Source organism: Klebsiella sp. D5A (assembly GCF_001620885.1).
GTDB lineage: Bacteria > Pseudomonadota > Gammaproteobacteria > Enterobacterales > Enterobacteriaceae > Klebsiella > Klebsiella variicola.
Window position 1 is genome coordinate 1 of record NZ_LOAR01000029.1, and the last position, 26,162, is coordinate 26,162.

47 protein-coding genes are annotated in these 26,162 nt (G+C 52.1%); 40 read left to right on the forward strand and 7 right to left on the reverse strand.

Annotated elements, in window-relative coordinates; genetic code table 11:
* The 3 genes from AS136_RS27720 to bfr all read left to right on the forward strand — a co-directional run.
* A partial coding sequence (locus tag AS136_RS27720; RefSeq protein WP_001384287.1) for an EF-Tu C-terminal domain-related protein occupies window positions 1–122 on the forward strand: 122 nt, incomplete at its 5' end.
* A gap of 179 nt (window positions 123–301) precedes the next feature.
* Window positions 302–496: a bacterioferritin-associated ferredoxin gene (bfd, locus tag AS136_RS27725; RefSeq protein WP_004152415.1), complete on the forward strand. Its 195-nt coding sequence runs from the start codon at window positions 302–304 to the stop codon at window positions 494–496.
* A 73-nt stretch (window positions 497–569) separates the two neighbouring features.
* Complete coding sequence (gene bfr / locus AS136_RS25370; protein WP_004206792.1) at window positions 570–1,046, forward strand: bacterioferritin; 477 nt, start codon at window positions 570–572, stop codon at window positions 1,044–1,046.
* Here bfr and AS136_RS25375 read toward each other — a convergent pair.
* On the reverse strand, window positions 1,030–1,515 hold the full coding sequence (locus tag AS136_RS25375; RefSeq protein WP_008807047.1) for a prepilin peptidase: 486 nt from the start codon (window positions 1,513–1,515) through the stop codon (window positions 1,030–1,032). The two genes, bfr and AS136_RS25375, sit on opposite strands and share 17 nt — an antisense overlap.
* 381 nt (window positions 1,516–1,896) lie before the next feature.
* On the opposite strand from AS136_RS25375, the gene rpsJ reads away from it, so the two are divergent.
* From rpsJ to AS136_RS27735, 31 genes are all read left to right on the forward strand, one after another.
* Entirely contained in the window at window positions 1,897–2,208 is a 312-nt protein-coding gene (rpsJ, locus tag AS136_RS25380; protein ID WP_001181005.1) for a 30S ribosomal protein S10, read from the forward strand.
* A 32-nt stretch (window positions 2,209–2,240) separates the two neighbouring features.
* A complete protein-coding gene (gene rplC, locus AS136_RS25385; protein ID WP_002919796.1) occupies window positions 2,241–2,870 on the forward strand; it encodes a 50S ribosomal protein L3 in 630 nt (209 codons plus the stop codon).
* 10 nt (window positions 2,871–2,880) lie between these two features.
* Window positions 2,881–3,486: a 50S ribosomal protein L4 gene (gene rplD, locus AS136_RS25390; RefSeq protein ID WP_002919794.1), complete on the forward strand. Its 606-nt coding sequence runs from the start codon at window positions 2,881–2,883 to the stop codon at window positions 3,484–3,486.
* On the forward strand, window positions 3,483–3,785 hold the full coding sequence (rplW, locus tag AS136_RS25395; RefSeq protein WP_000617546.1) for a 50S ribosomal protein L23: 303 nt from the start codon (window positions 3,483–3,485) through the stop codon (window positions 3,783–3,785). The genes rplD and rplW overlap by 4 nt, the downstream gene beginning before the upstream one ends.
* A gap of 17 nt (window positions 3,786–3,802) precedes the next feature.
* The gene (gene rplB, locus AS136_RS25400) at window positions 3,803–4,624 is read left to right on the forward strand and encodes a 50S ribosomal protein L2 (protein ID WP_002919786.1); all 822 of its coding nucleotides are present in this window, start codon (window positions 3,803–3,805) and stop codon (window positions 4,622–4,624) included.
* Between the two features lie 16 nt (window positions 4,625–4,640).
* The gene (gene rpsS / locus AS136_RS25405; RefSeq protein WP_001138115.1) at window positions 4,641–4,919 is read left to right on the forward strand and encodes a 30S ribosomal protein S19; all 279 of its coding nucleotides are present in this window, start codon (window positions 4,641–4,643) and stop codon (window positions 4,917–4,919) included.
* Window positions 4,920–4,933: 14 nt separating this feature from the next.
* Window positions 4,934–5,266 (forward strand): 50S ribosomal protein L22, encoded by a 333-nt coding sequence (gene rplV / locus AS136_RS25410; protein ID WP_002919773.1) that lies wholly within the window; start codon window positions 4,934–4,936, stop codon window positions 5,264–5,266.
* A 17-nt stretch (window positions 5,267–5,283) separates the two neighbouring features.
* A complete protein-coding gene (gene rpsC, locus AS136_RS25415) occupies window positions 5,284–5,982 on the forward strand; it encodes a 30S ribosomal protein S3 (protein ID WP_002919766.1) in 699 nt (232 codons plus the stop codon).
* A 12-nt stretch (window positions 5,983–5,994) separates the two neighbouring features.
* A complete protein-coding gene (gene rplP, locus AS136_RS25420; protein ID WP_002919759.1) occupies window positions 5,995–6,405 on the forward strand; it encodes a 50S ribosomal protein L16 in 411 nt (136 codons plus the stop codon).
* Window positions 6,405–6,596, forward strand: coding sequence for a 50S ribosomal protein L29 (gene rpmC, locus AS136_RS25425; protein ID WP_002919754.1), 192 nt, complete (start codon window positions 6,405–6,407; stop codon window positions 6,594–6,596). Before rplP ends, rpmC begins: the two co-directional genes overlap by 1 nt.
* Entirely contained in the window at window positions 6,596–6,850 is a 255-nt protein-coding gene (gene rpsQ / locus AS136_RS25430; RefSeq protein ID WP_004106347.1) for a 30S ribosomal protein S17, read from the forward strand. Before rpmC ends, rpsQ begins: the two co-directional genes overlap by 1 nt.
* A 165-nt stretch (window positions 6,851–7,015) precedes the next feature.
* Complete coding sequence (rplN, locus tag AS136_RS25435) at window positions 7,016–7,387, forward strand: 50S ribosomal protein L14 (RefSeq protein WP_002919748.1); 372 nt, start codon at window positions 7,016–7,018, stop codon at window positions 7,385–7,387.
* A 10-nt stretch (window positions 7,388–7,397) separates the two neighbouring features.
* The gene (gene rplX, locus AS136_RS25440; protein WP_023323332.1) at window positions 7,398–7,712 is read left to right on the forward strand and encodes a 50S ribosomal protein L24; all 315 of its coding nucleotides are present in this window, start codon (window positions 7,398–7,400) and stop codon (window positions 7,710–7,712) included.
* Window positions 7,713–7,726: 14 nt separating this feature from the next.
* On the forward strand, window positions 7,727–8,266 hold the full coding sequence (gene rplE / locus AS136_RS25445) for a 50S ribosomal protein L5 (RefSeq protein ID WP_003031123.1): 540 nt from the start codon (window positions 7,727–7,729) through the stop codon (window positions 8,264–8,266).
* Between the two features lie 14 nt (window positions 8,267–8,280).
* Window positions 8,281–8,586 (forward strand): 30S ribosomal protein S14, encoded by a 306-nt coding sequence (rpsN, locus tag AS136_RS25450; RefSeq protein WP_002919667.1) that lies wholly within the window; start codon window positions 8,281–8,283, stop codon window positions 8,584–8,586.
* Between the two features lie 33 nt (window positions 8,587–8,619).
* Window positions 8,620–9,012 (forward strand): 30S ribosomal protein S8, encoded by a 393-nt coding sequence (gene rpsH, locus AS136_RS25455; protein WP_008807048.1) that lies wholly within the window; start codon window positions 8,620–8,622, stop codon window positions 9,010–9,012.
* Between the two features lie 12 nt (window positions 9,013–9,024).
* Window positions 9,025–9,558, forward strand: a complete 534-nt coding sequence (rplF, locus tag AS136_RS25460; protein ID WP_008807049.1) for a 50S ribosomal protein L6 — start codon at window positions 9,025–9,027, stop codon at window positions 9,556–9,558.
* A gap of 9 nt (window positions 9,559–9,567) precedes the next feature.
* Entirely contained in the window at window positions 9,568–9,921 is a 354-nt protein-coding gene (gene rplR / locus AS136_RS25465; RefSeq protein ID WP_006817270.1) for a 50S ribosomal protein L18, read from the forward strand.
* A gap of 14 nt (window positions 9,922–9,935) precedes the next feature.
* Window positions 9,936–10,439, forward strand: a complete 504-nt coding sequence (gene rpsE / locus AS136_RS25470; protein WP_000940121.1) for a 30S ribosomal protein S5 — start codon at window positions 9,936–9,938, stop codon at window positions 10,437–10,439.
* Between the two features lie 3 nt (window positions 10,440–10,442).
* Entirely contained in the window at window positions 10,443–10,622 is a 180-nt protein-coding gene (gene rpmD, locus AS136_RS25475) for a 50S ribosomal protein L30 (protein WP_001140434.1), read from the forward strand.
* A 3-nt stretch (window positions 10,623–10,625) separates the two neighbouring features.
* The gene (rplO, locus tag AS136_RS25480; RefSeq protein ID WP_002919516.1) at window positions 10,626–11,060 is read left to right on the forward strand and encodes a 50S ribosomal protein L15; all 435 of its coding nucleotides are present in this window, start codon (window positions 10,626–10,628) and stop codon (window positions 11,058–11,060) included.
* 7 nt (window positions 11,061–11,067) lie between these two features.
* Window positions 11,068–12,399 (forward strand): preprotein translocase subunit SecY, encoded by a 1,332-nt coding sequence (secY, locus tag AS136_RS25485; protein WP_008807050.1) that lies wholly within the window; start codon window positions 11,068–11,070, stop codon window positions 12,397–12,399.
* A 33-nt stretch (window positions 12,400–12,432) separates the two neighbouring features.
* Complete coding sequence (rpmJ, locus tag AS136_RS27730; protein ID WP_000868187.1) at window positions 12,433–12,549, forward strand: 50S ribosomal protein L36; 117 nt, start codon at window positions 12,433–12,435, stop codon at window positions 12,547–12,549.
* A 146-nt stretch (window positions 12,550–12,695) separates the two neighbouring features.
* Window positions 12,696–13,052: a 30S ribosomal protein S13 gene (rpsM, locus tag AS136_RS25490; RefSeq protein WP_002919259.1), complete on the forward strand. Its 357-nt coding sequence runs from the start codon at window positions 12,696–12,698 to the stop codon at window positions 13,050–13,052.
* 16 nt (window positions 13,053–13,068) lie between these two features.
* A complete protein-coding gene (gene rpsK, locus AS136_RS25495; protein WP_004388621.1) occupies window positions 13,069–13,458 on the forward strand; it encodes a 30S ribosomal protein S11 in 390 nt (129 codons plus the stop codon).
* Window positions 13,459–13,491: 33 nt separating this feature from the next.
* Entirely contained in the window at window positions 13,492–14,112 is a 621-nt protein-coding gene (gene rpsD / locus AS136_RS25500) for a 30S ribosomal protein S4 (protein WP_002919224.1), read from the forward strand.
* Window positions 14,113–14,137: 25 nt separating this feature from the next.
* Window positions 14,138–15,127, forward strand: coding sequence for a DNA-directed RNA polymerase subunit alpha (locus AS136_RS25505; RefSeq protein WP_002919219.1), 990 nt, complete (start codon window positions 14,138–14,140; stop codon window positions 15,125–15,127).
* Between the two features lie 40 nt (window positions 15,128–15,167).
* Window positions 15,168–15,554 carry a 50S ribosomal protein L17 gene (gene rplQ / locus AS136_RS25510; protein ID WP_023323331.1) on the forward strand — a complete coding sequence of 129 codons (387 nt, stop codon included), beginning with the start codon at window positions 15,168–15,170 and terminating at the stop codon, window positions 15,552–15,554.
* A 108-nt stretch (window positions 15,555–15,662) separates the two neighbouring features.
* Window positions 15,663–16,031: a DnaJ family domain-containing protein gene (locus AS136_RS25515; protein WP_008807052.1), complete on the forward strand. Its 369-nt coding sequence runs from the start codon at window positions 15,663–15,665 to the stop codon at window positions 16,029–16,031.
* Between the two features lie 2 nt (window positions 16,032–16,033).
* A complete protein-coding gene (zntR, locus tag AS136_RS25520; RefSeq protein WP_008807053.1) occupies window positions 16,034–16,459 on the forward strand; it encodes a Zn(2+)-responsive transcriptional regulator in 426 nt (141 codons plus the stop codon).
* 57 nt (window positions 16,460–16,516) lie between these two features.
* Window positions 16,517–16,795 (forward strand): alternative ribosome-rescue factor A, encoded by a 279-nt coding sequence (locus tag AS136_RS27735; protein WP_008807054.1) that lies wholly within the window; start codon window positions 16,517–16,519, stop codon window positions 16,793–16,795.
* On the opposite strand, the gene mscL is transcribed toward AS136_RS27735, so the two are convergent.
* From mscL to def, 5 genes are all read right to left on the reverse strand, one after another.
* Window positions 16,731–17,144: a large-conductance mechanosensitive channel protein MscL gene (gene mscL, locus AS136_RS25525; protein ID WP_004145325.1), complete on the reverse strand. Its 414-nt coding sequence runs from the start codon at window positions 17,142–17,144 to the stop codon at window positions 16,731–16,733. The genes AS136_RS27735 and mscL overlap by 65 nt on opposite strands.
* Before the next feature lie 140 nt (window positions 17,145–17,284).
* The gene (gene trkA, locus AS136_RS25530) at window positions 17,285–18,661 is read right to left on the reverse strand and encodes a Trk system potassium transporter TrkA (RefSeq protein ID WP_008807055.1); all 1,377 of its coding nucleotides are present in this window, start codon (window positions 18,659–18,661) and stop codon (window positions 17,285–17,287) included.
* Window positions 18,662–18,674: 13 nt separating this feature from the next.
* Window positions 18,675–19,970 (reverse strand): 16S rRNA (cytosine(967)-C(5))-methyltransferase RsmB, encoded by a 1,296-nt coding sequence (rsmB, locus tag AS136_RS25535; RefSeq protein WP_008807056.1) that lies wholly within the window; start codon window positions 19,968–19,970, stop codon window positions 18,675–18,677.
* A gap of 52 nt (window positions 19,971–20,022) precedes the next feature.
* Window positions 20,023–20,970 carry a methionyl-tRNA formyltransferase gene (gene fmt, locus AS136_RS25540; protein WP_008807057.1) on the reverse strand — a complete coding sequence of 316 codons (948 nt, stop codon included), beginning with the start codon at window positions 20,968–20,970 and terminating at the stop codon, window positions 20,023–20,025.
* 14 nt (window positions 20,971–20,984) lie between these two features.
* A complete protein-coding gene (gene def, locus AS136_RS25545) occupies window positions 20,985–21,494 on the reverse strand; it encodes a peptide deformylase (protein ID WP_008807058.1) in 510 nt (169 codons plus the stop codon).
* 128 nt (window positions 21,495–21,622) lie between these two features.
* On the opposite strand from def, the gene dprA reads away from it, so the two are divergent.
* The 6 genes from dprA to AS136_RS25575 are packed head-to-tail and all read left to right on the forward strand — an operon-like array spanning window position 21,623 to window position 25,414.
* Window positions 21,623–22,747, forward strand: coding sequence for a DNA-protecting protein DprA (gene dprA, locus AS136_RS25550; RefSeq protein ID WP_012967155.1), 1,125 nt, complete (start codon window positions 21,623–21,625; stop codon window positions 22,745–22,747).
* Window positions 22,719–23,192, forward strand: a complete 474-nt coding sequence (smg, locus tag AS136_RS25555) for a DUF494 family protein Smg (protein WP_008807060.1) — start codon at window positions 22,719–22,721, stop codon at window positions 23,190–23,192. The genes dprA and smg overlap by 29 nt, the downstream gene beginning before the upstream one ends.
* A gap of 26 nt (window positions 23,193–23,218) precedes the next feature.
* Window positions 23,219–23,761, forward strand: a complete 543-nt coding sequence (locus AS136_RS25560; protein ID WP_004145330.1) for a DNA topoisomerase family protein — start codon at window positions 23,219–23,221, stop codon at window positions 23,759–23,761.
* 4 nt (window positions 23,762–23,765) lie between these two features.
* On the forward strand, window positions 23,766–24,338 hold the full coding sequence (gene tsaC / locus AS136_RS25565; RefSeq protein ID WP_008807062.1) for an L-threonylcarbamoyladenylate synthase type 1 TsaC: 573 nt from the start codon (window positions 23,766–23,768) through the stop codon (window positions 24,336–24,338).
* A gap of 3 nt (window positions 24,339–24,341) precedes the next feature.
* Window positions 24,342–25,160, forward strand: a complete 819-nt coding sequence (gene aroE, locus AS136_RS25570) for a shikimate dehydrogenase (protein ID WP_008807063.1) — start codon at window positions 24,342–24,344, stop codon at window positions 25,158–25,160.
* Window positions 25,157–25,414, forward strand: a complete 258-nt coding sequence (locus tag AS136_RS25575) for a DUF1488 family protein (RefSeq protein ID WP_012967156.1) — start codon at window positions 25,157–25,159, stop codon at window positions 25,412–25,414. Before aroE ends, AS136_RS25575 begins: the two co-directional genes overlap by 4 nt.
* On the opposite strand, the gene AS136_RS25580 is transcribed toward AS136_RS25575, so the two are convergent.
* Complete coding sequence (locus tag AS136_RS25580; RefSeq protein WP_008807065.1) at window positions 25,390–25,944, reverse strand: gamma carbonic anhydrase family protein; 555 nt, start codon at window positions 25,942–25,944, stop codon at window positions 25,390–25,392. The genes AS136_RS25575 and AS136_RS25580 overlap by 25 nt on opposite strands.
* Window positions 25,945–26,162 lie beyond the last annotated feature (218 nt).

Genomic DNA, 26,162 nt, shown 5'->3' on the forward strand with positions numbered 1-26,162 from the left:
ACAACATCAAAATGGTTGTTACCCTGATCCACCCGATCGCGATGGACGACGGTCTGCGTTTCGCAATCCGTGAAGGCGGCCGTACCGTTGGCGCGGGCGTTGTAGCTAAAGTTCTGGGCTAATTCGTTAGCTTCGAATAAAAAGGGCGCTTCGGCGCCCTTTTTGCTGCGCGCAGTTCCGCGAAATAACGTGTACAACACACCATTCATAACGTGCGCTGCGGCGGATAATGCGCAAATGGTCTATTGTAATCATAACTATTCTCATTTAATATTTGTGCATAAATTGAACGGGAGTTTATATGTACGTTTGTTTGTGCAATGGCGTTAGCGATAAAAAAATTCGCCAGGTTGTTCGCCAGTTTCAACCGCAATCTTTTCAGCAATTACGTAAGTTTGTTCCCGTTGGAAATCAATGCGGTAAGTGTGTTCGAGCTGCACGTGAAGTGATGGAAGATGAATTAACCACCATGCCGGAATTCAAAGAAATCGCCTGAAGTCCGCGCTTCTCTTTTGACATCCCTATAGGCCGGACTACGCTTCAATAAGTGGAAGCGGAGGGACTATATAATGAAAGGTGATGTCAAAATCATAAGTTATCTCAATAAATTATTGGGAAATGAGCTGGTCGCAATCAATCAGTACTTTCTCCATGCGAGAATGTTCAAAAACTGGGGTCTGATGCGCCTCAACGATATTGAGTACCACGAATCAATTGATGAAATGAAGCACGCCGATAAGTACATCGAGCGTATTCTTTTCCTCGAAGGCATTCCTAATCTGCAGGATCTCGGCAAACTTGGCATCGGTGAAGATGTGGAAGAGATGCTGCAGTCAGATTTACGCCTGGAGCTGGAAGGCGCGCAAAACCTGCGTGAAGCGATCGCCTATGCCGACAGCGTACATGACTATGTCAGCCGCGATATGATGATTGAGATCCTGGCGGATGAAGAAGGCCATATCGACTGGCTGGAAACCGAACTCGATCTGATTGGCAAAATTGGCCTGCAAAATTACCTGCAGTCGCAGATCAAAGTGTCAGATTAGCCAGCGTTTGCCACCCGCACCAGAAACCTGCTGCCGCCAGAAATGGCCCAAATGGCAGCGGGTTATTCTTTTCCCATTTTCTGTTGCCGCCGCACCTGGCGGACAGTCCCAATATCACCCACGTCATGCCAGCGAGCAATGACGCTACCAGCACCAGCTGCGGCAGCATTCGCCAGCCATGCCAGGCCCCAAGGGCGGCGAGATATTTTATATCGCCATAGCCTAATCCTTCATGCCCACGGACCCTGCGGTATAGCCAATAAAGGGCGGCAAACGAGAGATAGCCGGCTAGTGCTCCCCAGACAGCCTCGTTGAGCTGATGCGGCGCCAGACAGAGATAAAAAAGCAAGCCGCTCCATAGCAGGGGACAGGTGAAACGGTCTGGCAGCAAGCCGTAACGCAGGTCCTGCTGACATAATGCTAGCGTCAATCCGCTATAGCACAGTAAGAAGGGGAGGGCGGCGAGCATAGGTTACCCCGCGATGAGCAATGAACATAGCCTCACTATGCTTATCGGCTCGGCGCAGGGCAAAATGCAATTTTCGAGAGTGGATGGCGCTTTGCGGATTTATTGGCAGCGTTACGGCGCTTGCACAGCGCACTATCGCCAAGACGCGCAAATCCCGGTGATGATTTTCTAAACAGCGCTTGCGTCGTGCCAGAATTTGCGTATAATGCGCGGGCCTGTCAAAGTTGACAGCCGGTTCGATATGAACCCTGATAGTGCTTTTTGCTATCAAACAATGTCCCCAATCGGGGGACTATGTAAGAACGGTTACACTCTCCCATCAATCGTAATGGGTATGAGGAGTAATCATTTCGTCTATAAAATAATTGGAGCTCTGGTCTCATGCAGAACCAAAGAATCCGTATCCGCCTTAAAGCGTTTGATCATCGTCTGATCGATCAATCAACCGCGGAAATCGTCGAGACTGCTAAGCGCACTGGTGCGCAAGTCCGTGGTCCGATCCCGCTGCCGACCCGCAAAGAGCGCTTTACCGTTCTGATCTCCCCGCACGTCAACAAAGACGCGCGTGATCAGTACGAGATTCGCACTCACAAGCGTCTGGTTGACATCGTTGAGCCAACTGAAAAAACCGTTGATGCTCTGATGCGTCTGGATCTGGCTGCCGGTGTAGACGTGCAGATCAGCCTGGGTTAATCAGGTCATCGAGCGATTGAGAGGTTGAAACAATGATTGGTTTAGTCGGTAAAAAAGTGGGCATGACCCGCATCTTCACTGAAGATGGCGTATCTATCCCAGTAACCGTAATCGAAGTTGAAGCAAACCGCGTTACTCAGGTTAAAGACCTGGCTAACGATGGCTACCGCGCAATCCAGGTTACCACCGGTGCTAAAAAAGCTAACCGTGTAACCAAGCCGGAAGCGGGTCACTTCGCTAAAGCTGGCGTTGAAGCTGGCCGTGGTCTGTGGGAATTCCGTCTTGCTGACGGCGAAGAATTCACCGTAGGTCAGAACATTAGCGTTGAACTGTTTGCTGACGTTAAAAAAGTTGACGTAACCGGTACCTCTAAAGGTAAAGGTTTTGCTGGTACCGTTAAGCGCTGGAACTTCCGTACCCAGGACGCTACTCACGGTAACTCCTTGTCTCACCGCGTTCCGGGTTCTATCGGTCAGAACCAGACTCCGGGCAAAGTGTTCAAAGGCAAGAAAATGGCAGGTCAGCTGGGTAATGAGCGTGTAACCGTTCAGAGCCTGGACGTAGTACGTGTTGACGCTGAGCGCAACCTGCTGCTGGTTAAAGGTGCTGTCCCGGGTGCTACCGGTAGCGACCTGATCGTTAAACCAGCTGTGAAGGCGTGAGGAGATAGCAATGGAATTAGTATTGAAAGACGCGCAGAGCGCGCTGACTGTTTCCGAAACTACCTTCGGTCGTGATTTCAACGAAGCGCTGGTTCACCAGGTTGTTGTTGCTTATGCAGCTGGTGCGCGTCAGGGCACTCGTGCTCAGAAGACTCGTGCTGAAATCACTGGCTCCGGTAAAAAACCGTGGCGCCAGAAAGGTACCGGCCGTGCGCGTTCTGGTTCTATCAAGAGCCCGATCTGGCGTTCCGGTGGCGTGACCTTCGCTGCTCGTCCGCAGGACCACAGTCAAAAAGTTAACAAGAAGATGTACCGCGGCGCGCTGAAAAGCATTCTGTCCGAACTGGTACGTCAGGATCGTCTGATCGTTGTCGAGAAGTTCTCTGTTGAAGCGCCGAAAACTAAGCTGCTGGCACAGAAACTGAAAGACATGGCTCTGGAAGATGTGCTGATCATCACCGGTGAGCTGGACGAGAACCTGTTCCTGGCCGCACGTAACCTGCACAAGGTTGACGTACGTGATGCGAACGGTATCGACCCGGTTAGCCTGATCGCCTTCGACAAAGTCGTAATGACTGCTGATGCTGTTAAGCAAGTTGAGGAGATGCTGGCATGATTCGTGAAGAACGTCTGCTGAAGGTGCTGCGCGCACCGCACGTTTCTGAAAAAGCGTCTACTGCGATGGAAAAAACAAACACCATCGTTCTCAAAGTTGCTAAAGACGCGACCAAAGCAGAAATCAAAGCTGCTGTGCAGAAACTGTTTGAAGTCGAAGTCGAAGTCGTTAACACCCTGGTAGTTAAAGGGAAAGTTAAACGTCACGGACAGCGTATCGGTCGTCGTAGCGACTGGAAAAAAGCTTACGTCACCCTGAAGGAAGGCCAGAATCTGGACTTCGTTGGCGGCGCTGAGTAAGTCGGAGGAGTAATACAATGGCAGTTGTTAAATGTAAACCGACATCTCCGGGTCGTCGCCACGTCGTTAAAGTGGTTAACCCAGAGCTGCACAAGGGCAAACCTTTTGCTCCGTTGCTGGAAAAAAACAGCAAATCCGGTGGTCGTAACAACAATGGCCGTATCACCACCCGTCATATCGGTGGTGGCCACAAGCAGGCTTACCGTATTGTTGACTTCAAACGCAACAAAGATGGTATCCCGGCAGTTGTTGAACGTCTTGAGTACGATCCGAACCGCTCCGCGAACATCGCGCTGGTTCTGTACAAAGACGGCGAGCGCCGTTACATCCTGGCCCCGAAAGGCCTGAAAGCTGGTGACCAGATTCAGTCTGGCGTTGATGCTGCAATCAAAGCAGGCAACACCCTGCCGATGCGCAATATCCCGGTTGGTTCTACCGTTCATAACGTAGAAATGAAACCAGGTAAAGGCGGTCAGCTGGCACGTTCCGCTGGTACTTACGTTCAGATCGTTGCTCGTGATGGTGCTTATGTCACCCTGCGTCTGCGTTCTGGTGAAATGCGTAAAGTCGAAGCAGACTGCCGCGCTACTCTGGGCGAAGTTGGCAATGCTGAGCATATGCTGCGCGTTCTGGGTAAAGCAGGTGCTGCACGCTGGCGTGGTGTTCGTCCTACCGTTCGCGGTACTGCGATGAACCCAGTAGACCACCCACATGGTGGTGGTGAAGGTCGTAACTTTGGTAAGCACCCGGTATCCCCGTGGGGCCTGCAGACCAAAGGTAAGAAGACCCGCAGCAACAAGCGTACTGATAAATTCATCGTACGTCGCCGTAGCAAATAATTTTAGAGGATAAGCCATGCCACGTTCTCTCAAGAAAGGTCCTTTTATTGACCTGCACTTGCTGAAGAAGGTAGAGAAAGCGGTGGAAAGCGGAGACAAGAAGCCCCTGCGCACTTGGTCCCGTCGTTCAACGATCTTTCCTAACATGATCGGTTTGACCATCGCTGTCCATAATGGTCGTCAGCACGTTCCAGTCTTTGTTTCCGACGAAATGGTTGGTCACAAACTGGGTGAATTCGCACCGACTCGTACTTATCGCGGCCACGCTGCTGATAAAAAAGCGAAGAAGAAATAAGGTAGGAGGAAGAGATGGAAACTTTAGCTCAACATCGCCATGCTCGTTCTTCTGCTCAGAAGGTTCGCCTCGTAGCTGACCTGATTCGCGGTAAGAAAGTGTCGCAGGCCCTGGATATTCTGACCTACACCAACAAAAAAGCTGCTGTACTGGTCAAGAAGGTACTGGAATCTGCCATTGCTAACGCTGAACACAACGATGGCGCTGACATTGATGATCTGAAAGTTGCGAAAATTTTCGTAGACGAAGGCCCGAGCATGAAGCGCATTATGCCGCGTGCTAAAGGTCGTGCAGATCGCATCCTGAAGCGCACCAGCCACATCACTGTGGTTGTGTCCGATCGCTGAGACTCTGGAGACTAGCAATGGGTCAGAAAGTACATCCTAATGGTATTCGCCTGGGTATTGTCAAACCATGGAACTCTACCTGGTTCGCGAACACCAAAGAATTCGCTGACAACCTGGACAGCGATTTTAAAGTACGTCAGTTCCTGACAAAAGAACTGGCTAAAGCGTCTGTATCTCGCATCGTTATCGAGCGTCCGGCTAAGAGCATCCGTGTGACCATTCACACTGCTCGCCCGGGTATCGTTATCGGTAAGAAAGGTGAAGACGTAGAAAAACTGCGCAAGGTCGTAGCGGATATCGCTGGCGTACCTGCACAGATCAATATTGCCGAAGTTCGTAAGCCTGAACTGGACGCTAAATTGGTTGCTGACAGCATCACTTCTCAGCTGGAACGTCGCGTTATGTTCCGTCGTGCGATGAAGCGTGCTGTACAGAACGCAATGCGTCTGGGCGCTAAAGGTATCAAAGTTGAAGTTAGCGGCCGTCTGGGCGGCGCGGAAATCGCACGTACCGAATGGTACCGTGAAGGTCGCGTACCGCTGCACACTCTGCGTGCTGACATCGACTACAACACCTCTGAAGCGCACACCACTTACGGTGTAATCGGCGTTAAGGTATGGATCTTCAAAGGTGAGATCCTGGGTGGTATGGCTGCTGTTGAACAACCGGAACCGGCTGCTCAACCTAAAAAGCAGCAGCGTAAAGGCCGTAAATAAGGAGCGTCGCTGATGTTACAACCAAAGCGTACAAAATTCCGTAAAGTGCACAAAGGCCGCAACCGTGGTCTGGCGCAGGGTACGGATGTTAGCTTCGGCACTTTCGGTCTGAAAGCTGTTGGCCGTGGTCGTCTGACTGCCCGTCAGATCGAAGCAGCACGTCGTGCTATGACCCGTGCAGTTAAGCGTCAAGGTAAGATCTGGATCCGTGTATTCCCGGACAAACCGATCACCGAGAAGCCGCTGGAAGTTCGTATGGGTAAAGGTAAAGGTAACGTGGAGTACTGGGTTGCCTTGATTCAGCCGGGTAAAGTCCTGTATGAAATGGACGGTGTACCGGAAGAGCTGGCCCGTGAAGCATTCGGCCTGGCAGCAGCGAAACTGCCGATCAAAACCACCTTTGTAACTAAGACGGTGATGTAATGAAAGCAAAAGAGCTGCGTGAAAAAAGCGTTGAAGAGCTGAACGCTGAGCTGCTGAACCTGCTGCGTGAGCAGTTCAACCTGCGTATGCAGGCTGCAAGTGGCCAGCTGCAACAGACTCATCTGCTGAAGCAAGTGCGTCGTGATGTTGCACGCGTTAAGACTTTACTGACTCAGAAGGCGGGTGCGTAATGACCGATAAAATCCGTACTCTGCAAGGTCGCGTAGTTAGCGACAAAATGGAGAAATCCATTGTTGTTGCTATCGAACGTATGGTGAAACACCCGGTATACGGCAAATTCATCAAACGTACGACCAAACTGCACGTACATGACGAGAACAACGAATGCGGTATCGGTGACGTGGTTGAAATCCGCGAATGCCGTCCGCTGTCCAAGACTAAGTCCTGGACGCTGGTTCGCGTTGTAGAGAAAGCGGTTCTGTAATAGAGTACGCATTCTCGATACGGATAAACGGCTCAGCGATGAGCCGTTTATTTTTTCTACCCATATCTGGTTTGTGGTGTTATAATGCCGCGCCCTCGATATGGGGCTTTTTAACGACCCTAATTTTCGGGTCTCAGTAGTAGTTGACATTAGCGGAGCACTAAAATGATCCAAGAACAGACTATGCTGAACGTCGCCGACAACTCCGGTGCACGTCGCGTAATGTGTATCAAGGTTCTGGGTGGCTCGCACCGTCGCTACGCAGGCGTAGGCGACATCATCAAGATCACCATCAAGGAAGCAATTCCGCGTGGTAAGGTCAAAAAAGGTGATGTGCTGAAGGCGGTAGTGGTGCGCACCAAGAAGGGTGTTCGTCGCCCGGACGGTTCTGTCATTCGCTTCGATGGTAATGCATGCGTTATTCTGAACAATAACAGCGAGCAGCCTATCGGTACGCGTATTTTTGGGCCGGTAACTCGTGAACTTCGTACCGAGAAGTTCATGAAAATTATCTCTCTGGCACCAGAAGTACTCTAAGGAGCGAATCATGGCAGCTAAAATCCGTCGTGATGACGAAGTTATCGTGTTAACCGGTAAAGATAAAGGTAAACGCGGTAAAGTAAAAAATGTCCTGTCTTCCGGCAAGGTCATTGTTGAAGGTATCAACCTGGTTAAGAAACATCAGAAGCCGGTTCCGGCCCTGAACCAACCAGGCGGCATTGTAGAGAAAGAAGCAGGTATTCAGATCTCTAACCTTGCTATCTTCAACGCGGCAACCGGCAAGGCTGACCGTGTAGGCTTTAGATTCGAAGACGGCAAAAAAGTCCGTTTCTTCAAATCTAATAGCGAAACTATCAAGTAATTTGGAGTAGTACGATGGCGAAACTGCATGATTACTACAAAGACGAAGTAGTCGCTAAACTCATGACTGAGTTTAACTACAATTCTGTCATGCAAGTCCCTCGGGTCGAGAAGATCACCCTGAACATGGGTGTTGGTGAAGCGATCGCTGACAAGAAACTGCTGGATAACGCAGCAGCTGACCTGACAGCAATCTCCGGTCAAAAACCGCTGATCACCAAAGCACGCAAATCAGTTGCAGGCTTCAAAATCCGTCAGGGCTATCCGATCGGCTGTAAAGTAACTCTGCGCGGCGAGCGCATGTGGGAGTTCTTTGAGCGCCTGATCACTATTGCTGTACCGCGTATCCGTGACTTCCGTGGCTTGTCCGCTAAGTCTTTCGACGGCCGTGGTAACTACAGCATGGGTGTCCGTGAGCAGATCATCTTCCCAGAAATCGACTACGATAAAGTCGACCGCGTTCGTGGTTTGGATATTACCATTACCACTACTGCGAAATCTGATGAAGAAGGCCGCGCTCTGCTGGCTGCCTTTGACTTCCCGTTCCGCAAGTAAGGTAGGGTTACTTAATGGCTAAGCAATCAATGAAAGCACGCGAAGTAAAGCGCGTGGCTTTAGCTGATAAATTCTTCGCTAAACGCGCTGAACTGAAAGCTATCATCTCTGATGTGAACGCAACCGACGAAGATCGTTGGAACGCTGTTCTCAAGCTGCAGACTCTGCCGCGTGATTCCAGCCCGTCTCGTCAGCGTAATCGCTGCCGTCAAACAGGTCGTCCGCATGGTTTCCTGCGGAAGTTCGGGTTGAGCCGTATTAAGGTCCGTGAAGCCGCTATGCGCGGTGAAATCCCGGGTCTGAAAAAGGCTAGCTGGTAATTGTCACCAATTGAATCACGGGAGTAAAGACAGATGAGCATGCAAGATCCGATCGCGGATATGCTGACCCGTATCCGTAACGGTCAGGCCGCGAATAAAGCTGCGGTCACCATGCCTTCCTCCAAGCTGAAAGTGGCAATTGCCAACGTGCTGAAGGAAGAAGGCTTTATTGAAGATTTTAAAGTTGAAGGCGACATCAAGCCGGAACTGGAACTGACTCTTAAGTATTTCCAGGGTAAAGCTGTTGTAGAAAGCATTCAGCGTGTCAGCCGCCCAGGTCTGCGCATCTACAAACGTAAAGATGAGCTGCCGAAAGTTATGGCGGGTCTGGGTATCGCAGTTGTTTCTACCTCTAAAGGTGTTATGACTGATCGTGCAGCGCGCCAGGCTGGTCTTGGTGGCGAAATTATCTGCTACGTAGCCTAATCGGAGGAAAAAATGTCTCGTGTTGCTAAAGCACCGGTCGTTGTTCCTGCCGGCGTTGATGTTAAAGTCAACGGTCAGGTTATTACGATCAAAGGTAAAAATGGCGAGCTGACTCGTACTCTCAACGATGCTGTTGAAGTTAAACATGCAGATAATGCTCTGACCTTCGGTCCGCGTGATGGTTACGTAGACGGATGGGCTCAGGCTGGTACCGCGCGTGCCCTGCTGAACTCAATGGTTATCGGTGTTACCGAAGGCTTCACTAAAAAGCTTCAGCTGGTTGGTGTAGGCTATCGTGCAGCGGTTAAAGGGGATGTAGTAAACCTGGCTTTAGGTTTCTCTCATCCTGTTGAACATAAGCTGCCGGCCGGTATCACTGCAGAATGTCCGACTCAAACTGAAATCGTGCTGAAAGGCGCTGATAAGCAGGTGATCGGCCAGGTTGCAGCAGATCTGCGCGCCTACCGTCGTCCTGAGCCTTATAAAGGCAAGGGTGTTCGTTACGCCGACGAAGTCGTGCGTACCAAAGAGGCTAAGAAGAAGTAAGGTAACACTATGGATAAGAAATCTGCTCGTATCCGTCGTGCGACCCGCGCACGCCGCAAGCTCCAGGAGCTGGGTGCAACTCGCCTGGTGGTACATCGTACCCCGCGTCATATTTACGCACAGGTAATTGCTCCGAATGGTTCTGAAGTTCTGGTAGCTGCTTCTACTGTAGAAAAAGCTATCTCTGAACAACTGAAGTACACCGGTAACAAAGACGCGGCTGCAGCTGTGGGTAAAGCTGTTGCTGAACGCGCTCTGGAAAAAGGCATCAAAGATGTTTCCTTTGACCGTTCCGGGTTCCAATATCATGGTCGTGTCCAGGCACTGGCAGATGCTGCCCGTGAAGCTGGCCTTCAGTTCTAAGGTAGAGGTGTAAGATGGCTCACATCGAAAAACAAGCTGGCGAACTGCAGGAAAAGCTGATCGCGGTAAACCGCGTATCTAAAACCGTTAAAGGTGGTCGTATTTTCTCCTTCACAGCTCTGACTGTAGTTGGTGATGGTAACGGTCGCGTTGGTTTTGGTTACGGTAAAGCGCGTGAAGTTCCAGCAGCGATCCAGAAAGCGATGGAAAAAGCCCGTCGCAACATGATTAACGTCGCGCTGAACAACGGCACCCTGCAACACCCGGTTAAAGGTGTTCACACGGGTTCTCGTGTATTCATGCAGCCAGCTTCCGAAGGTACCGGTATCATCGCCGGTGGTGCAATGCGCGCCGTTCTGGAAGTTGCTGGGGTTCATAACGTTCTGGCTAAAGCATACGGTTCCACCAACCCGATCAACGTGGTTCGTGCAACTATTGATGGCCTGGAAAATATGAATTCTCCAGAAATGGTCGCTGCCAAGCGTGGTAAATCCGTTGAAGAAATTCTGGGGAAATAAACCATGGCAAAGACTATTAAAATTACTCAAACCCGCAGTGCAATCGGTCGTCTGCCGAAACACAAGGCAACACTGCTTGGCCTGGGTCTGCGTCGTATTGGTCACACCGTAGAGCGCGAGGATACTCCTGCTGTTCGTGGTATGGTCAACGCGGTTTCCTTCATGGTTAAAGTTGAGGAGTAAGAGATGCGTTTAAATACTCTGTCTCCGGCCGAAGGCTCCAAAAAGGCGGGTAAACGCCTGGGTCGTGGTATCGGTTCTGGCCTCGGTAAAACCGGTGGTCGTGGTCACAAAGGTCAGAAGTCTCGTTCTGGCGGTGGCGTACGTCGCGGTTTCGAGGGTGGTCAGATGCCTCTGTACCGTCGTCTGCCGAAATTCGGCTTCACTTCTCGTAAAGCGATGATCACCGCAGAGATCCGTCTCTCCGATCTGGCTCACGTAGAAGGCGATGTAGTAGACCTGAACGCGCTGAAAGCGGCAAACATTATCGGTGTCCAGATCGAGTTCGCGAAAGTGATCCTGTCTGGTGAGGTAACTCGTCCGGTAACTGTTCGTGGCCTGCGTGTGACTAAAGGTGCTCGTGCTGCTATCGAAGCTGCTGGCGGTAAAATTGAGGAATAAGTAGCAGATGGCTAAACAACCGGGATTAGATTTTCAAAGTGCCAAAGGTGGCCTTGGCGAACTGAAACGCAGACTTCTGTTTGTGGTCGGTGCGCTGATAGTGTTCCGTATTGGCTCTTTTATTCCGATCCCTGGTATTGATGCCGCTGTACTTGCCAAACTGCTTGAGCAACAGCGAGGCACCATCATTGAAATGTTCAACATGTTCTCTGGTGGTGCTCTCAGCCGTGCTTCTATCTTTGCACTGGGGATTATGCCGTATATCTCGGCATCTATCATCGTGCAGCTGCTGACGGTGGTTTACCAACCGCTGGCAGAGCTGAAGAAAGAAGGGGAGTCTGGTCGTCGTAAGATCAGCCAGTACACCCGCTACGGTACTCTGGTGCTGGCGATATTCCAGTCGATCGGTATTGCTACCGGTCTGCCGAATATGCCTGGTATGCAGGGCCTGGTGATTAATCCAGGCTTTGCGTTCTATTTCACCGCTGTTGTAAGTCTGGTCACAGGGACTATGTTCCTGATGTGGCTCGGCGAACAGATCACTGAACGCGGTATCGGTAACGGTATCTCGATCCTGATCTTCGCCGGGATCGTTGCGGGACTCCCGCCGGCCATCGCCCATACTATCGAGCAAGCGCGTCAAGGCGACCTGCACTTCCTCCTGTTGCTGTTGGTTGCAGTATTAGTATTTGCAGTGACCTTCTTTGTTGTATTCGTTGAACGTGGTCAACGCCGCATTGTGGTAAACTACGCGAAACGGCAGCAGGGTCGTCGTGTCTATGCTGCACAGAGCACACATTTACCGCTGAAAGTGAATATGGCGGGGGTAATCCCGGCAATCTTCGCTTCCAGTATTATACTGTTCCCGGCAACCATCACGTCATGGTTCGGGGGTGGTACTGGTTGGAACTGGCTGACAACAATTTCGCTGTATTTGCAGCCTGGGCAACCGCTTTATGTGTTACTCTATGCGTCTGCAATCATCTTCTTCTGTTTCTTCTACACGGCGTTGGTTTTCAACCCGCGTGAAACAGCAGATAACCTGAAGAAGTCCGGTGCATTTGTACCAGGAATTCGTCCGGGAGAGCAAACGGCGAAGTATATCGATAAAGTGATGACTCGCCTGACTCTGGTTGGTGCGTTGTATATTACTTTTATCTGCCTGATCCCGGAGTTCATGCGTGACGCGATGAAAGTGCCGTTCTACTTCGGTGGGACATCGCTGCTTATCGTTGTTGTCGTGATTATGGACTTTATGGCTCAAGTGCAAACTCTGATGATGTCCAGTCAGTATGAGTCTGCATTGAAGAAGGCGAACCTGAAAGGCTACGGCCGTTAAAACTGGTCGCCCGAGAAGTTACGGAGAGTAAAAATGAAAGTTCGTGCTTCCGTCAAGAAATTATGCCGTAACTGCAAAATCGTTAAGCGTGATGGCGTCATCCGTGTGATTTGCAGTGCCGAGCCGAAGCATAAACAGCGCCAAGGCTGATTTATTCGCATATTTTTCTTGCAAAGTTGGATTGAGCTGGCTAGATTAGCCAGCCAATCTTTTGTATGTCTGTACGTTTCCATTTGAGTATCCTGAAAACGGGCTTTTCAGCATGGTACGTACATATTAAATAGTAGGAGTGCATAGTGGCCCGTATAGCAGGCATTAACATTCCTGATCACAAACATACCGTAATCGCTTTAACCGCTATTTTCGGTATCGGCAAAACCCGTTCTAAAGCTATCTGCGCTGAAACGGGCATCGCTGAAAATGTTAAGATCAGTGAGCTGTCTGAAGAACAAATTGATATTCTGCGTGAAGCAGTAGGTAAATTTGTCGTTGAAGGTGATCTGCGCCGTGAAATCACCCTGAGCATCAAGCGTCTGATGGACCTTGGTTGCTACCGTGGTTTACGCCATCGTCGTGGTCTTCCGGTTCGCGGTCAGCGTACCAAGACCAACGCACGTACCCGTAAGGGTCCGCGTAAACCGATCAAGAAATAATCGGGGTGATTGAATAATGGCAAAGGCACCAGTTCGTGCACGTAAGCGTGTAAGAAAACAAGTCTCTGATGGCGTGGCTCATATCCATGCTTCTTTTAACAACACCATCGTTACTATCACTGATCGTCAGGGTAACGCACTGGGTTGGGCAACAGCCGGTGGTTCCGGTTTCCGTGGTTCTCGCAAATCCACTCCGTTTGCAGCTCAGGTTGCAGCAGAGCGTTGCGCAGAAGCCGTAAAAGAATACGGCATCAAGAATCTGGAAGTTATGGTCAAAGGTCCGGGTCCGGGTCGCGAATCTACCATTCGTGCACTGAACGCCGCTGGTTTCCGCATCACTAATATTACTGATGTGACTCCGATCCCTCATAACGGTTGTCGTCCGCCGAAAAAACGTCGCGTATAACGCTACGTTTTCCAGGTTAGTTGGAGAAAGAAAATGGCAAGATATTTGGGTCCTAAGCTCAAGCTGAGCCGTCGTGAGGGCACCGACTTATTCCTTAAGTCTGGCGTTCGCGCGATCGATACCAAGTGTAAAATTGAACAAGCTCCTGGCCAGCACGGTGCGCGTAAACCGCGTCTGTCTGACTATGGTGTGCAGTTGCGTGAAAAGCAAAAAGTTCGCCGTATGTACGGTGTGCTGGAGCGTCAGTTCCGTAACTACTATAAAGAAGCAGCACGTCTGAAAGGCAACACCGGTGAAAACCTGTTGGCTCTGCTGGAAGGTCGTCTGGACAACGTTGTATACCGTATGGGCTTCGGCGCCACTCGTGCTGAAGCACGCCAGCTGGTTAGCCACAAAGCGATTATGGTAAACGGTCGTGTTGTTAACATCGCTTCTTATCAGGTTAAAGCGAATGACGTTGTCAGCATTCGTGAGAAAGCGAAAAAGCAATCTCGCGTGAAAGCCGCTCTGGAGCTGGCTGAGCAGCGTGAAAAGCCAACCTGGCTGGAAGTTGATGCTGGCAAGATGGAAGGTACGTTCAAGCGTCAGCCGGAGCGTTCTGATCTGTCTGCGGACATTAACGAACACCTGATCGTCGAGCTTTACTCCAAGTAAAGCTTAGTACCAAAGAGAGGACACAATGCAGGGTTCTGTGACAGAGTTTCTAAAACCGCGCCTGGTCGATATCGAGCAAGTGAGTTCGACGCACGCCAAGGTGACCCTTGAGCCTTTAGAGCGTGGCTTCGGCCATACTCTGGGTAACGCACTGCGCCGTATTCTGCTCTCATCGATGCCGGGTTGCGCGGTGACCGAGGTTGAGATTGATGGTGTACTGCACGAGTACAGCACCAAAGAAGGCGTTCAGGAAGACATCCTTGAAATCCTGCTCAACCTGAAAGGGCTGGCGGTGAGAGTTCAGGGTAAAGATGAAGTCATCCTTACTTTGAATAAATCTGGCATTGGCCCTGTGACTGCAGCCGACATTACCCACGACGGTGATGTCGAAATCGTCAAGCCGCAGCACGTGATTTGCCACCTGACTGATGAGAACGCTGCTATTAGCATGCGTATCAAAGTTCAGCGCGGTCGCGGTTATGTGCCGGCTTCTGCCCGAATTCATTCGGAAGAAGATGAGCGCCCAATCGGCCGTCTGCTGGTCGACGCCTGCTACAGCCCTGTAGAGCGTATTGCCTACAATGTTGAAGCTGCGCGTGTAGAACAGCGTACCGACCTGGACAAGCTGGTCATCGAAATGGAAACCAACGGCACAATCGATCCTGAAGAGGCGATTCGTCGTGCGGCAACCATTCTGGCTGAACAACTGGAAGCTTTTGTTGACTTACGTGATGTACGTCAGCCAGAAGTGAAAGAAGAGAAACCAGAGTTCGATCCGATCCTGCTGCGCCCTGTTGACGATCTGGAATTGACTGTCCGCTCTGCTAACTGCCTCAAGGCAGAAGCTATCCACTATATCGGTGATCTGGTACAGCGTACCGAGGTTGAGTTGCTGAAAACGCCGAACCTGGGTAAAAAATCTCTTACTGAGATTAAAGACGTGCTGGCTTCCCGTGGACTGTCTCTGGGCATGCGCCTGGAAAACTGGCCACCAGCAAGCATTGCTGACGAGTAACCGGATCACAGGTTAAGGTTTTACTGAGAAGGATAAGGTCATGCGCCATCGTAAGAGTGGTCGTCAACTGAACCGCAACAGCAGCCATCGCCAGGCTATGTTCCGTAACATGGCAGGTTCGCTGGTTCGTCATGAAATCATCAAGACGACCCTGCCGAAAGCGAAAGAACTGCGTCGCGTAGTTGAGCCGCTGATTACTCTTGCCAAGACTGATAGCGTTGCTAATCGTCGTCTGGCATTCGCCCGCACTCGTGATAACGAGATCGTGGCAAAACTGTTTAACGAGCTGGGCCCGCGTTTCGCGAGCCGCGCCGGTGGTTACACTCGCATTCTGAAGTGTGGCTTCCGTGCAGGCGACAACGCGCCGATGGCATACATCGAGCTGGTTGATCGTGCTGAGCCGAAAGCAGAAGTTGCTGCAGAGTAATCTGTAGTAACGTAAAAAAACCCGCCCCGGCGGGTTTTTTTATATCTACCGCATCCCCACTTCACTACACTATCTGTACTCTTTTTGTTCATCCCCCGGAGCCGTAGAATGTGGTTACTGGATCAGTGGGCGGAACGCCATATCCTCGATGCCCAAACTAAAGGTGAGTTCGATAACTTACCCGGCAGCGGCGAACCGCTGACTCTCGATGACGACTCGCATGTGCCGGCGGAGCTGCGGGCAGGTTATCGCCTTCTGAAGAATGCTGGATGCCTTCCCCCGGAGCTGGAGCAGCGAAGAGAAGCGGTGGCACTGGCTGATTTACTGAAGGGCGTCCGCCAGGACGATCCTCGTCATGCTGAACTGAGCAAACGGCTTGCCTTGCTCGAACTGAAGCTTCGTCAGGCTGGTCTGAGTACCGACTTTTTACGCGGTGAGTATGCCGAGGCTTTGCTACAAAGAATGAACCAGGAGTAAATATGTATCGTATTGGTGAGCTGGCTAAGCTGGCTGACGTCACGCCAGATACCATCCGTTATTATGAGAAACAGCAAATGATGGATCATGACGTGCGCACCGAGGGAGGATTTCGTCTTTACTCGGATAACGATCTTCAGCGGCTACGCTTTATTCGCTATGCCCGTCAGCTGGGCTTCACTCTGGAAGCGATCCGCGAATTATTGTCGATCCGTATCGATCCGGAGCACCATACCTGCCAGGAATCGAAAGGGATCGTTCAGGCGCGATTAAGCGAAGTCGAGGCGCGGATCAAAGAGTTACAGACGATGCGTCGCTCTTTGCAGCGGCTTAATGATGCCTGCTGTGGGACTGCGCACAGTAGTGTTTATTGTTCGATTCTTGAGGCCCTTGAACAAGGCGCCAGCAATGGCGGTACGGGACGTTGATTTTTTCATCGCGCGGATCTACACTCGCGCGGAATTCACACATGCACTGGAGTTTATATGAGTCGCTATCAGCATACTAAAGGGCAAATTAAAGATAACGCCATTGAGGCACTTCTCCACGATCCGTTATTCAGGCAGCGTGTAGAGAAAAACAAGAAAGGGAAAGGAAGCTATCAACGTAAAGATAAACATGCAGGAAGGATTGACCGGGAGGCCAGTGGCAAGCAAGCGAATCGCTTTTTTACCACTGGCCTTCTGCTTTCGGTGCTGATTAAGAACGGTTGTTTTGCTCTTTCAGCAGATCGCGAATTTCGCTCAGCAGGACTTCTTCTTTAGAAGGAGCTGGCGGCGCCGCCGGAGCCTCTTCTTTCTTACGATTTAACTTATTCATCAGTTTAATCGCCATGAAGATGGCAAACGCGACGATGATGAAATCGAAAACGTTCTGAATGAATACCCCATAATGCATCACGACAGCCGGGACATCGCCCTGGGCATCACGTAGCGTGACGGCAAACTGTTTAAAATCGATCCCGCCAATCAACAGGCCGAGTGGTGGCATAATAATATCTGCGACCAGCGATGAAACAATTTTACCGAATGCTGCACCGATGATCACACCCACTGCCAAATCGACAACGTTCCCGCGCATCGCGAATTCGCGAAACTCTTTTAAAAAACTCATTTTATTCTCCTTGTGCCAGCTGACGTTGTAAGTTTAACAAATGTATTTTCATTTGCCATTCCCAGTAGATAGTTACCGCAAAATATTAACCTTTGAATAATAAGGGATAATAAAAAGGCGCCTGTTCGGCGCCCTGGGAATTACAGGAAGAAAGGACTTGGCTGGAACAGCCTTTCTACATCGGAAATAAACTTCTTATCGGTCAAAAACATGATCACATGATCGCCCTGCTCGATCCGCAGATTATTATTCGCGATCATTACGTCGTTGCCCCGCACAACGGCGCCGATGATCGTACCTGGCGGCAGCTTGATCTCATCGATCGAACGCCCGACCACCCGGGAGGTGCTCTCATCACCGTGCGCCACGGCCTCAATCGCTTCGGCAACACCGCGGCGAAGGGAGGAGACGCCGACAATATCGGCTTTACGAACATGGCTGAGGAGTGCGGAAATTGTGGCCTGTTGAGGTGATATCGCGATATCAATGACACTGCCCTGGACCAGATCCACGTAGGCTCTGCGCTGGATCAGCACCATCACTTTTTTCGCGCCCATTCGCTTCGCCAGCATCGCCGACATAATGTTTGCTTCATCGTCGTTAGTGACGGCAATAAACAGGTCCACCTGGTCAATATGCTCTTCAGCCAGCAGCTCCTGGTCCGATGCATCACCGTAGAAGACGATTGTATGCTGCAGCTTTTCCGCAAGCTCAGCGGCTCGCTGCTGATTACGTTCGATAAGCTTGACGCTGTAATCTTTTTCCAGCTTATGGGCCAGACCCGCGCCAATATTGCCCCCGCCGACCAGCATAATACGCTTATACGGCTTTTCCAGTCGCTGCAGTTCGCTCATGACCGCGCGAATATGCTGCGAGGCGGCAATAAAGAATACTTCATCGCCGGCTTCCACAATCGTCGAACCCTGTGGGCGAATAGGACGATCGTGGCGGAAAATAGCGGCCACACGCGTATCGATATGCGGCATATGCTCCCGCATGGTGGACAACGCATTCCCTACCAGCGGACCACCGTAATAGGCTTTTACTACGGCGAGGCTGACTTTCCCTTCGGCGAAGTTCACGACCTGCAGCGCGCCGGGATATTCGATCAGCCGGTGAATATTGTCGATGACCAGCTGTTCCGGAGCGATTAAGTGATCGATAGGCACCGCTTCAGAATTGAAGAGCTTATCCGCATCACGAACGTAATCTGGCGCACGAATACGCGCAATACGGTTTGGGGTATTGAATAATGAGTAGGCGACCTGACAGGCCACCATATTGGTTTCATCCGAACTGGTGACCGCTACCAGCATATCGGCATCATCGGCCCCCGCCTCGCGCAGTACGCGAGGGTGAGAGCCATGTCCCTGGACGACACGCAGGTCGAACTTATCCTGCAGGCTGCGCAGACGGTCGCCATTGGTATCAACCAGCGTAATATCATTGTTCTCGCCGACAAGGTTTTCCGCCAGCGTGCCGCCGACCTGGCCGGCGCCCAGAATAATAATCTTCATCTGCAGTGACCCATTAATTCCGACGTTTGATTAGCTTAGCGTAAAAGAAGCCATCACCTTCTTCCGGGCCCGGCAGATTTTGCTGCCCGGGGCTCGCCGGCGTACCGGTTGCATGAAGTTCAGCATCCGGGGTTCGTGCGAGGAAGGCGGAAATTTGCTGACTATTCTCTTCCGGCAGAATAGAACAGGTAGCGTAAACCAGCGTACCGCCTGGTTTCAGGTGCTCCCAGGTGGCATTCAGGATCTCGGCCTGCAGCTGGGCTAACTCGGCGATATCCCGATCCCGGCGCAGCCATTTGATATCCGGATGGCGGCGAATGACGCCGGTGGCGGAGCAGGGGGCATCCAGCAGAATACGATCGAACTGTTCGTTGCCACACCACTGCTCAGGGAAGCGACCATCGCCCTGTTTGACTTCGGCTTTCATGCCCAGCCGTTTCAGGTTGTCATAGACGCGTGACAGACGCTGTTCATCAATATCCACCGCCATGACCTGAGCCTGCGGGGCAACCTCCAGAATATGCGTCGTCTTGCCGCCCGGTGCGGCGCAAAGATCGAGAATGCGTTCGCCATTTTCCGGCAGCAGGTAGCGCATACAGCCCTGGGCCGAGGCATCCTGGACGGTGACCCAGCCTTCGGCAAAACCTGGCAACGCATGGACTGGGGCAGGGGTGGCCAGACGCACGGCGTCGGGATAGTCAGGATGGGTGAAGCCCTCTAAGCCGGCCTCTTTAAGCAGAGCAAGCCATTCATCCCGGGAATGATGGTTGCGGTTAACGCGCAGCCACATCGGCGGGCGCTGGTTGTTCGCATCGACGATCTCCTGCCACTGCTGCGGCCAGGCCTGCTGCAGGCGTTTCAGCAGCCATTTGGGATGAAGATAGCGGTTTTCATGCTCAGCAAATTCGACTAATAACGCTTCCTGCTGGCGCTGGAACTGGCGTAGCACGCCGTTGATCAGCCCTTTAAGCTGCGGGCGTTTAATGGCCACCGCGCCTTCTACCGTTTCCGCCAGTGCGGCATGCGGAGGAATACGGGTATAGAGCAACTGATAAAGCCCAACCATGATCAGAAAATGCACGGTGCGCTGTTTGCCGGTCATCGGACGCGCCATCAGCTTGTTGATAAGCCACTCAAGCTGACTGAGCGTACGCAATACGCCAAAGCACAGCTCCTGCAACAGCGCTTTGTCTTTATCGCTGACTTTCTGCTGCAGAGGGGGCAAAACGTTGCTCAAAGACTGACCTTGTTCTACCACTTGCTCGATAGCCTGGGCGGCCAGACTGCGTAAGTTTATTTTGTTTTTCATAAGCGCAAAAATAAAAATGCCCGGCTAACCCGGGCTTTTAAAGAGACAACCGTCAGGCGAGACGGGTACCAGGGATGAACCACTCCCGGCGGGAATTGAGTAAGTCCTGCGAGCTCATCGCTTTTTTACCCGCTGGCTGTAGTGATTCCAGACTGAGGATCCCATCACCCGTGGCGACCTGAATACCCTGTTTGGTTGCTGCCACTATTGTTCCCGGCTCGGCGTGCGTGGCTTCGGCAATAACCGATGCCCGCCAGACTTTGACTGGCTGCCCGTCAATCTCCAGCCAGCTCATTGGCCAAGGATTAAACGCCCGGATGCAACGTTCCAGCTGTGCAGCGGAAAGCGACCAGTCGATGCGGGCCTCTTCTTTACTCAGCTTCTCGGCATAACTGACGAGTGACTCGTCCTGGACTTCAGGCTGTGCCGTTCCGTTTGCCAGTTGCGCTAAGGTTGTCAGCAGTCCCTGTGGGCCGAGGCCGGCCAGCTTATCGTACAGGCTGCCGCTGGTATCCTCAGCGGTAATGGGGCAGGAAAGCTTATACAGCATGTCACCCGTATCAAGGCCGACGTCCATCTGCATGATGGTCACGCCGGTTTCGCTATCGCCCGCCCACAGCGAACGCTGGATCGGCGCGGCGCCACGCCAGCGCGGCAGCAGGGAGCCATGAACGTTGATACAGCCCAGTCGCGGCATTTCAAGCACCGCTTTTGGCAGAATCAGACCATACGCCACCACCACCATGATATCGGCGCCCAAATCGGCGACGAGCTGTTGGTTCTCCTGCGGACGAAGAGACGATGGCTGGAATACGGGGACATCATGGGCTTCAGCCAGCACTTTTACCGGGCTCGGCATCAATTTTTTGCCGCGTCCCGCGGGACGGTCTGGCTGAGTAAACACGCCAACGATCTGATGTTCAGACGACAACAACGCGTCAAGATGACGCGCTGCAAAATCGGGGGTGCCGGCGAAAATGATACGTAGTGAATGTGACACGGTATTCCTTGTTATCAGGCACGGGAACGTAAACGATCCAGTTTCTCAACCTTCTGACGAATGCGCTGTTGTTTGAGCGGTGACAGATAGTCAATAAACAGTTTGCCAACCAGGTGATCCATTTCATGCTGGATACAGATCGCCAGCAGGCCATCGGCCTCCAGCTCAAACGGCTTACCGTCGCGATCCAGCGCACGGATCTTCACTTTTTCCGCACGGGGTACCAGAGCACGCTGTTCCGGAATGGACAAGCAGCCTTCTTCAATACCGGTTTCGCCGTCTTTTTCCAGCAGCTCCGGGTTGATTAACACCAGCCGCTCTTCACGATTTTCCGACACATCGATCACGATGATGCGCTGATGGATATCGACCTGGGTTGCGGCCAGACCGATGCCTTCCTCGGCGTACATGGTGTCGAACATATCATCGACGATACGCTGAATTTCCGCATTCACTTCTTTGACCGGCTCGGCGACTTTGCGAAGGCGCTCGTCCGGAATATGTAACACTTGCAAAACTGCCATAAAGTTCCAGAGTCGTATTCAGGAGTTGATAAGATTATTAGCTCTATTCTAGACAAAACCCCCTGCAATTGACAGTCTCACTGTCCAATCGCAAAGATTGTCAATGCCGCTTATGGCAGGGGGTAAGGATGACGCCCGACGAGATTTGGCTGCGGCTGATGAAGGTCAATAATTTGTATGGCGACAGGATGCTGGATATTGCGCAGCGGTTATGCGCAGCCGCTTTCGTGGATAGTGAAGCGCTACATGCCGTTGGGATGACCGCGGCGCAGGTGAAGCCATTTTTACGGTTTGACGAGCGGGAGCTTGACGAGACGCAGCGCTGGCTGGAACACCCGGATCATCATCTGTTACGGGCTGACGATCCGCGCTATCCGTTGCGGCTAAGGGCTATCGCTGATTACCCCGGCGCGTTGCTGGTCAGTGGCGACCCCGCCCTGCTTCACAGCGCGCAGCTTGCCGTTATTGGCAGCCGTTTGCACTCCTGGTATGGCGCCCGCTGGGGAAAACTGTTCAGCGAAACGCTGGCGCGTAGAGGGATCACCATCACCAGTGGGCTGGCGTTAGGCATTGATGGCGTTGCGCACCGCGGCGCGTTGGCCGCGGAGGGGAAAACCATCGCGGTGCTGGGCAACGGGCTGGAACAGGTTTATCCGCGGCGCCATGCAAACCTCGCCCAACAGATCATCGACAATGGCGGTACGCTGGTCTCTGAATTTCCACTCATTACGCCGCCGCTTCCCGCTCATTTTCCCCGACGTAACCGTATTATCAGCGGCTTAAGTTTGGGCGTGCTGGTGATTGAGGCGGCGTTGCGAAGCGGATCGCTGGTCACCGTCCGTTGCGCCCTGGAGCAGGGAAGAGATGTGTTCGCCCTGCCTGGCCCGATTGGTAATCCGGGATCTGAAGGTCCGCACTGGTTAATCAAGCAAGGCGCGGTACCGGTGACCTCGCCAGAGGATATCGTGGAGTACTGGCAAAACGAGCTGGCCTGGCTTACTGATACGTCTGATTCGATAAATAATTGCGCCGATCAGCCGTCTGTAGCATTGCCATTTCCGGAGCTCCTGGCTAACGTAGGAGATGAGGTAACACCTGTTGACGTTGTCGCTGAACGTGCCGGCCAATCTGTGCCAGTAACCGTAGCTCAGCTACTTGAACTGGAGTTAGCAGGCTGGATCGCAGCTGTACCCGGCGGCTATGTCCGATTAAGGAGGGCAAGCCATGTTCGACGTACTCATGTATTTGTTTGAAACTTACATCCATAACGAAGCAGAAATGCGCGTGGATCAGGACAAACTGACGCGGGATCTTACCGATGCAGGCTTTGAGCGGGAAGATATCTATAACGCGTTAATGTGGCTCGAGAAACTGGCTGATTATCAGGAAGGTCTCGTTGAACCCATGCAGCTCGCTTCCGACCCGCTGTCGCTTCGGGTGTATACCGAAGAGGAGTGCCAGCGTCTGGATGCCAGTTGCCGGGGATTTTTACTCTTCCTCGAGCAGATTCAGGTGTTGAACCTCGAAACGCGAGAAATGGTGATAGAGCGCGTCCTGGCGCTGGATACAGCAGAATTTGAACTGGAAGACCTGAAATGGGTCATCCTGATGGTACTGTTCAACATTCCGGGCTGTGAAAACGCCTATCAGCAAATGGAAGAATTACTCTTCGAAGTAAATGAAGGTATGCTGCATTAATCTTTTTGCAGCAACATCGAGTTGTTATGACCAAATCAGCACTGTTTTCGGTGCGTAAAAATGAGCCCTGCCCGCAGTGCGGGGCTGAACTGGTGATCCGTTCCGGGAAACATGGCCCGTTTCTCGGCTGTTCGCATTATCCGGACTGTGACTATATCCGTCCCCTGAAAAGTCAGGCGGACGGTCATATCGTTAAGGTGCTGGAGGGACAGGAGTGCCCATCTTGCGGCGCTGTCATGGTGTTACGCCAGGGGCGCTTTGGTATGTTTATCGGCTGCAGTCGCTATCCCGAATGCGAGCATACCGAGCTGATTGATAAACCCGATGAGACCGCTATCGCCTGTCCGCAATGCGGACAAGGGCATCTGGTCCAGCGTCGCTCTCGTTTCGGTAAAACCTTTCATTCCTGCGATCGCTACCCTGATTGCCAGTTCGTTATCAATTTTAAACCGGTAGCGGGCGAATGCCCTGAATGCCATTACCCGCTGTTAATTGAAAAGAAGACGGCGCAGGGGCTCAGACGCTTCTGTGCCAGTAAACAATGTGGAAAGCCGATCCCGGCGGAATAAATCAGTGAACAATAACCTGCCCTCAGAAACCGTCGCCCATGCCGTGGCGGTACTGAAAAATGAACATGTCATCGCCTACCCCACAGAAGCCGTTTTTGGCGTTGGCTGCGATCCAGACAGCGAAACGGCCGTCATGCGTCTGCTGGAGCTGAAGCAGCGTCCTGTTGACAAGGGATTGATCCTTATCGCCGCCAGCTTTGAGCAGTTGAAGCCTTATGTTGATGATTCACGGTTAAGTGACTCGCAGCGGGACGCTATCTTTTCCTGCTGGCCGGGACCGGTGACGTTTGTATTCCCGGCGCGTCCTGAAACGCCGCGCTGGCTGACGGGGCGTTTTGATTCGCTGGCCGTACGCGTGACCAACCATCCGCTGGTGATTGAATTGTGCGAAGCTTACGGGAAACCGCTGGTCTCGACGAGCGCCAATCTCACCGGGCAACCACCGTGTCGTACCACCGCAGAGGTTCATGCTCAGTTTGGTGACAGCTTCCCGGTTGTGGATGGCGCCACGGGTGGACGGCAAAATCCATCTGAAATCCGTGATGCCCTGACGGGTAAACTGTTCCGCCAGGGGTGAACCATGGAAACCTATGCCGTTTTTGGTAATCCGATCGCGCACAGCAAGTCGCCTTCTATTCATCAGCTGTTTGCCCGCCAGTTAGGGATTACTCATCCTTATGGACGTGTGCTGGCGCCACTGGACGATTTTGTCTCTTCTCTGAATCAGTTCTTTGCAGAAGGAGGAAAGGGGGCCAACGTCACCGTTCCTTTTAAAGAGGAAGCTTTTGCGCGCGCGGACGAGCTGACAGAACGCGCTGCGCTGGCGGGAGCAGTAAACACCCTGAAACGCCTGGAAGATGGCCGTTTACTGGGGGACAACACCGACGGTATTGGCCTCCTGAGCGATCTGGAACGCCTGGGGTTCATTAAGCCGCGCCAGCGGATCCTGCTGGTAGGTGCTGGTGGCGCATCACGCGGGGTTCTTTTGCCGCTTCTGTCGCTGGGATGTGCCGTCACGATCGTGAATCGAACCTATTCTCGTGCCCATGAGTTAGCCACTCTCTTCGCCCATACCGGTAGCGTCAGCGCAAGAGAGATGGATACCTTATCCGGGGAAACATTCGATCTGATCATCAATGCGACGTCCAGTGGAATAGACGGTGATGTACCGGCTATCCCGGCATCTGTTGTCCACGCTGACGTGTATTGCTATGACATGTTTTACCAGAAAGGGCCAACACCGTTTCTTCACTGGTGCCAGCAGTATGGCGCAGTCCACTGTGCTGATGGGCTGGGAATGCTGGTGGCGCAAGCCGCCCATGCTGTTCTGCTATGGCACGGCGTCCTGCCGGCTATCGCTCCGGTCATCGAAACGCTGCAGCAGGAACTGAATGCATGAATCAGGCGATTCAGTTTCCTGACCGGGAATCATGGGATGCCGAACGGCAGGGTGTGGTTTTTCCTGTGCTGGTCAATGGGATGCAATTAACCTGCGCAATTTCAGGGCAGAGCCTGCAGCAGCGTTTTAGCGCAGAGGGGCCAGCGCAATGGCTGGCCGCCTTCCAGGAACATCGTTGGGATCTAGAGGAAGAGGTGGAAGCATTGATCCGCGATGGTCAGGAAGATGCTCAGGGCTGGATCTGGTTATCCTGATCCAGGTATTCATTTTTCCATTTCACATAGTTATTTGCTGAATACTTCAGTCCTTCCCGTTCCGTCTCCGTCAGGGGGCGGATCTGTTTGACCGGATTGCCAAAGTAAAGGTAGCCGCTTTCCAGTTGTTTGTTCTGCGGTACCAAACTGCCTGCACCAATCATGACGTCATCGCCAACGACGACACCATCTAATAAGATCGAACCCATACCAACCAGCACGCGGTTGCCGATAGTGCAGCCGTGCAGCATCACTTTATGACCAACAGTTACATCCTCACCAATGATCAGCGGATTTCCCTCCGGCTTATAAGAGGACTTATGGGTCACATGGAGAACGCTACCGTCTTGAATATTGCTGCGTTGACCTATCGATACATAGTTGACGTCGCCGCGAATAGCCACCAGAGGCCAGACGCTGACATCATCGGCAATTCTGACATCACCGATGACAACGCTGGATGCGTCAATCATGACGCGAAGACCGATTTGTGGGAAAAATGCTTTATAGGGGCGCAGCTGAGCAGACATATAGACCTCAAAATACCGGAATGTAAGAAGACTTTGGTGGCTTTTATCTCCCTGTGCAACCCCTGAAAACGGTGAAAATTGAGCAAATCGTGCAATTACGCGACGAAAAGGGTGAAAAATCACCATTCAGAAAAAAAGATCGAAAAAAGGCTTGTGCAAAAAAATGGGATCCCTATAATGCGCTCCCACTGACACGGCAGATGTGAATCACTTCACAC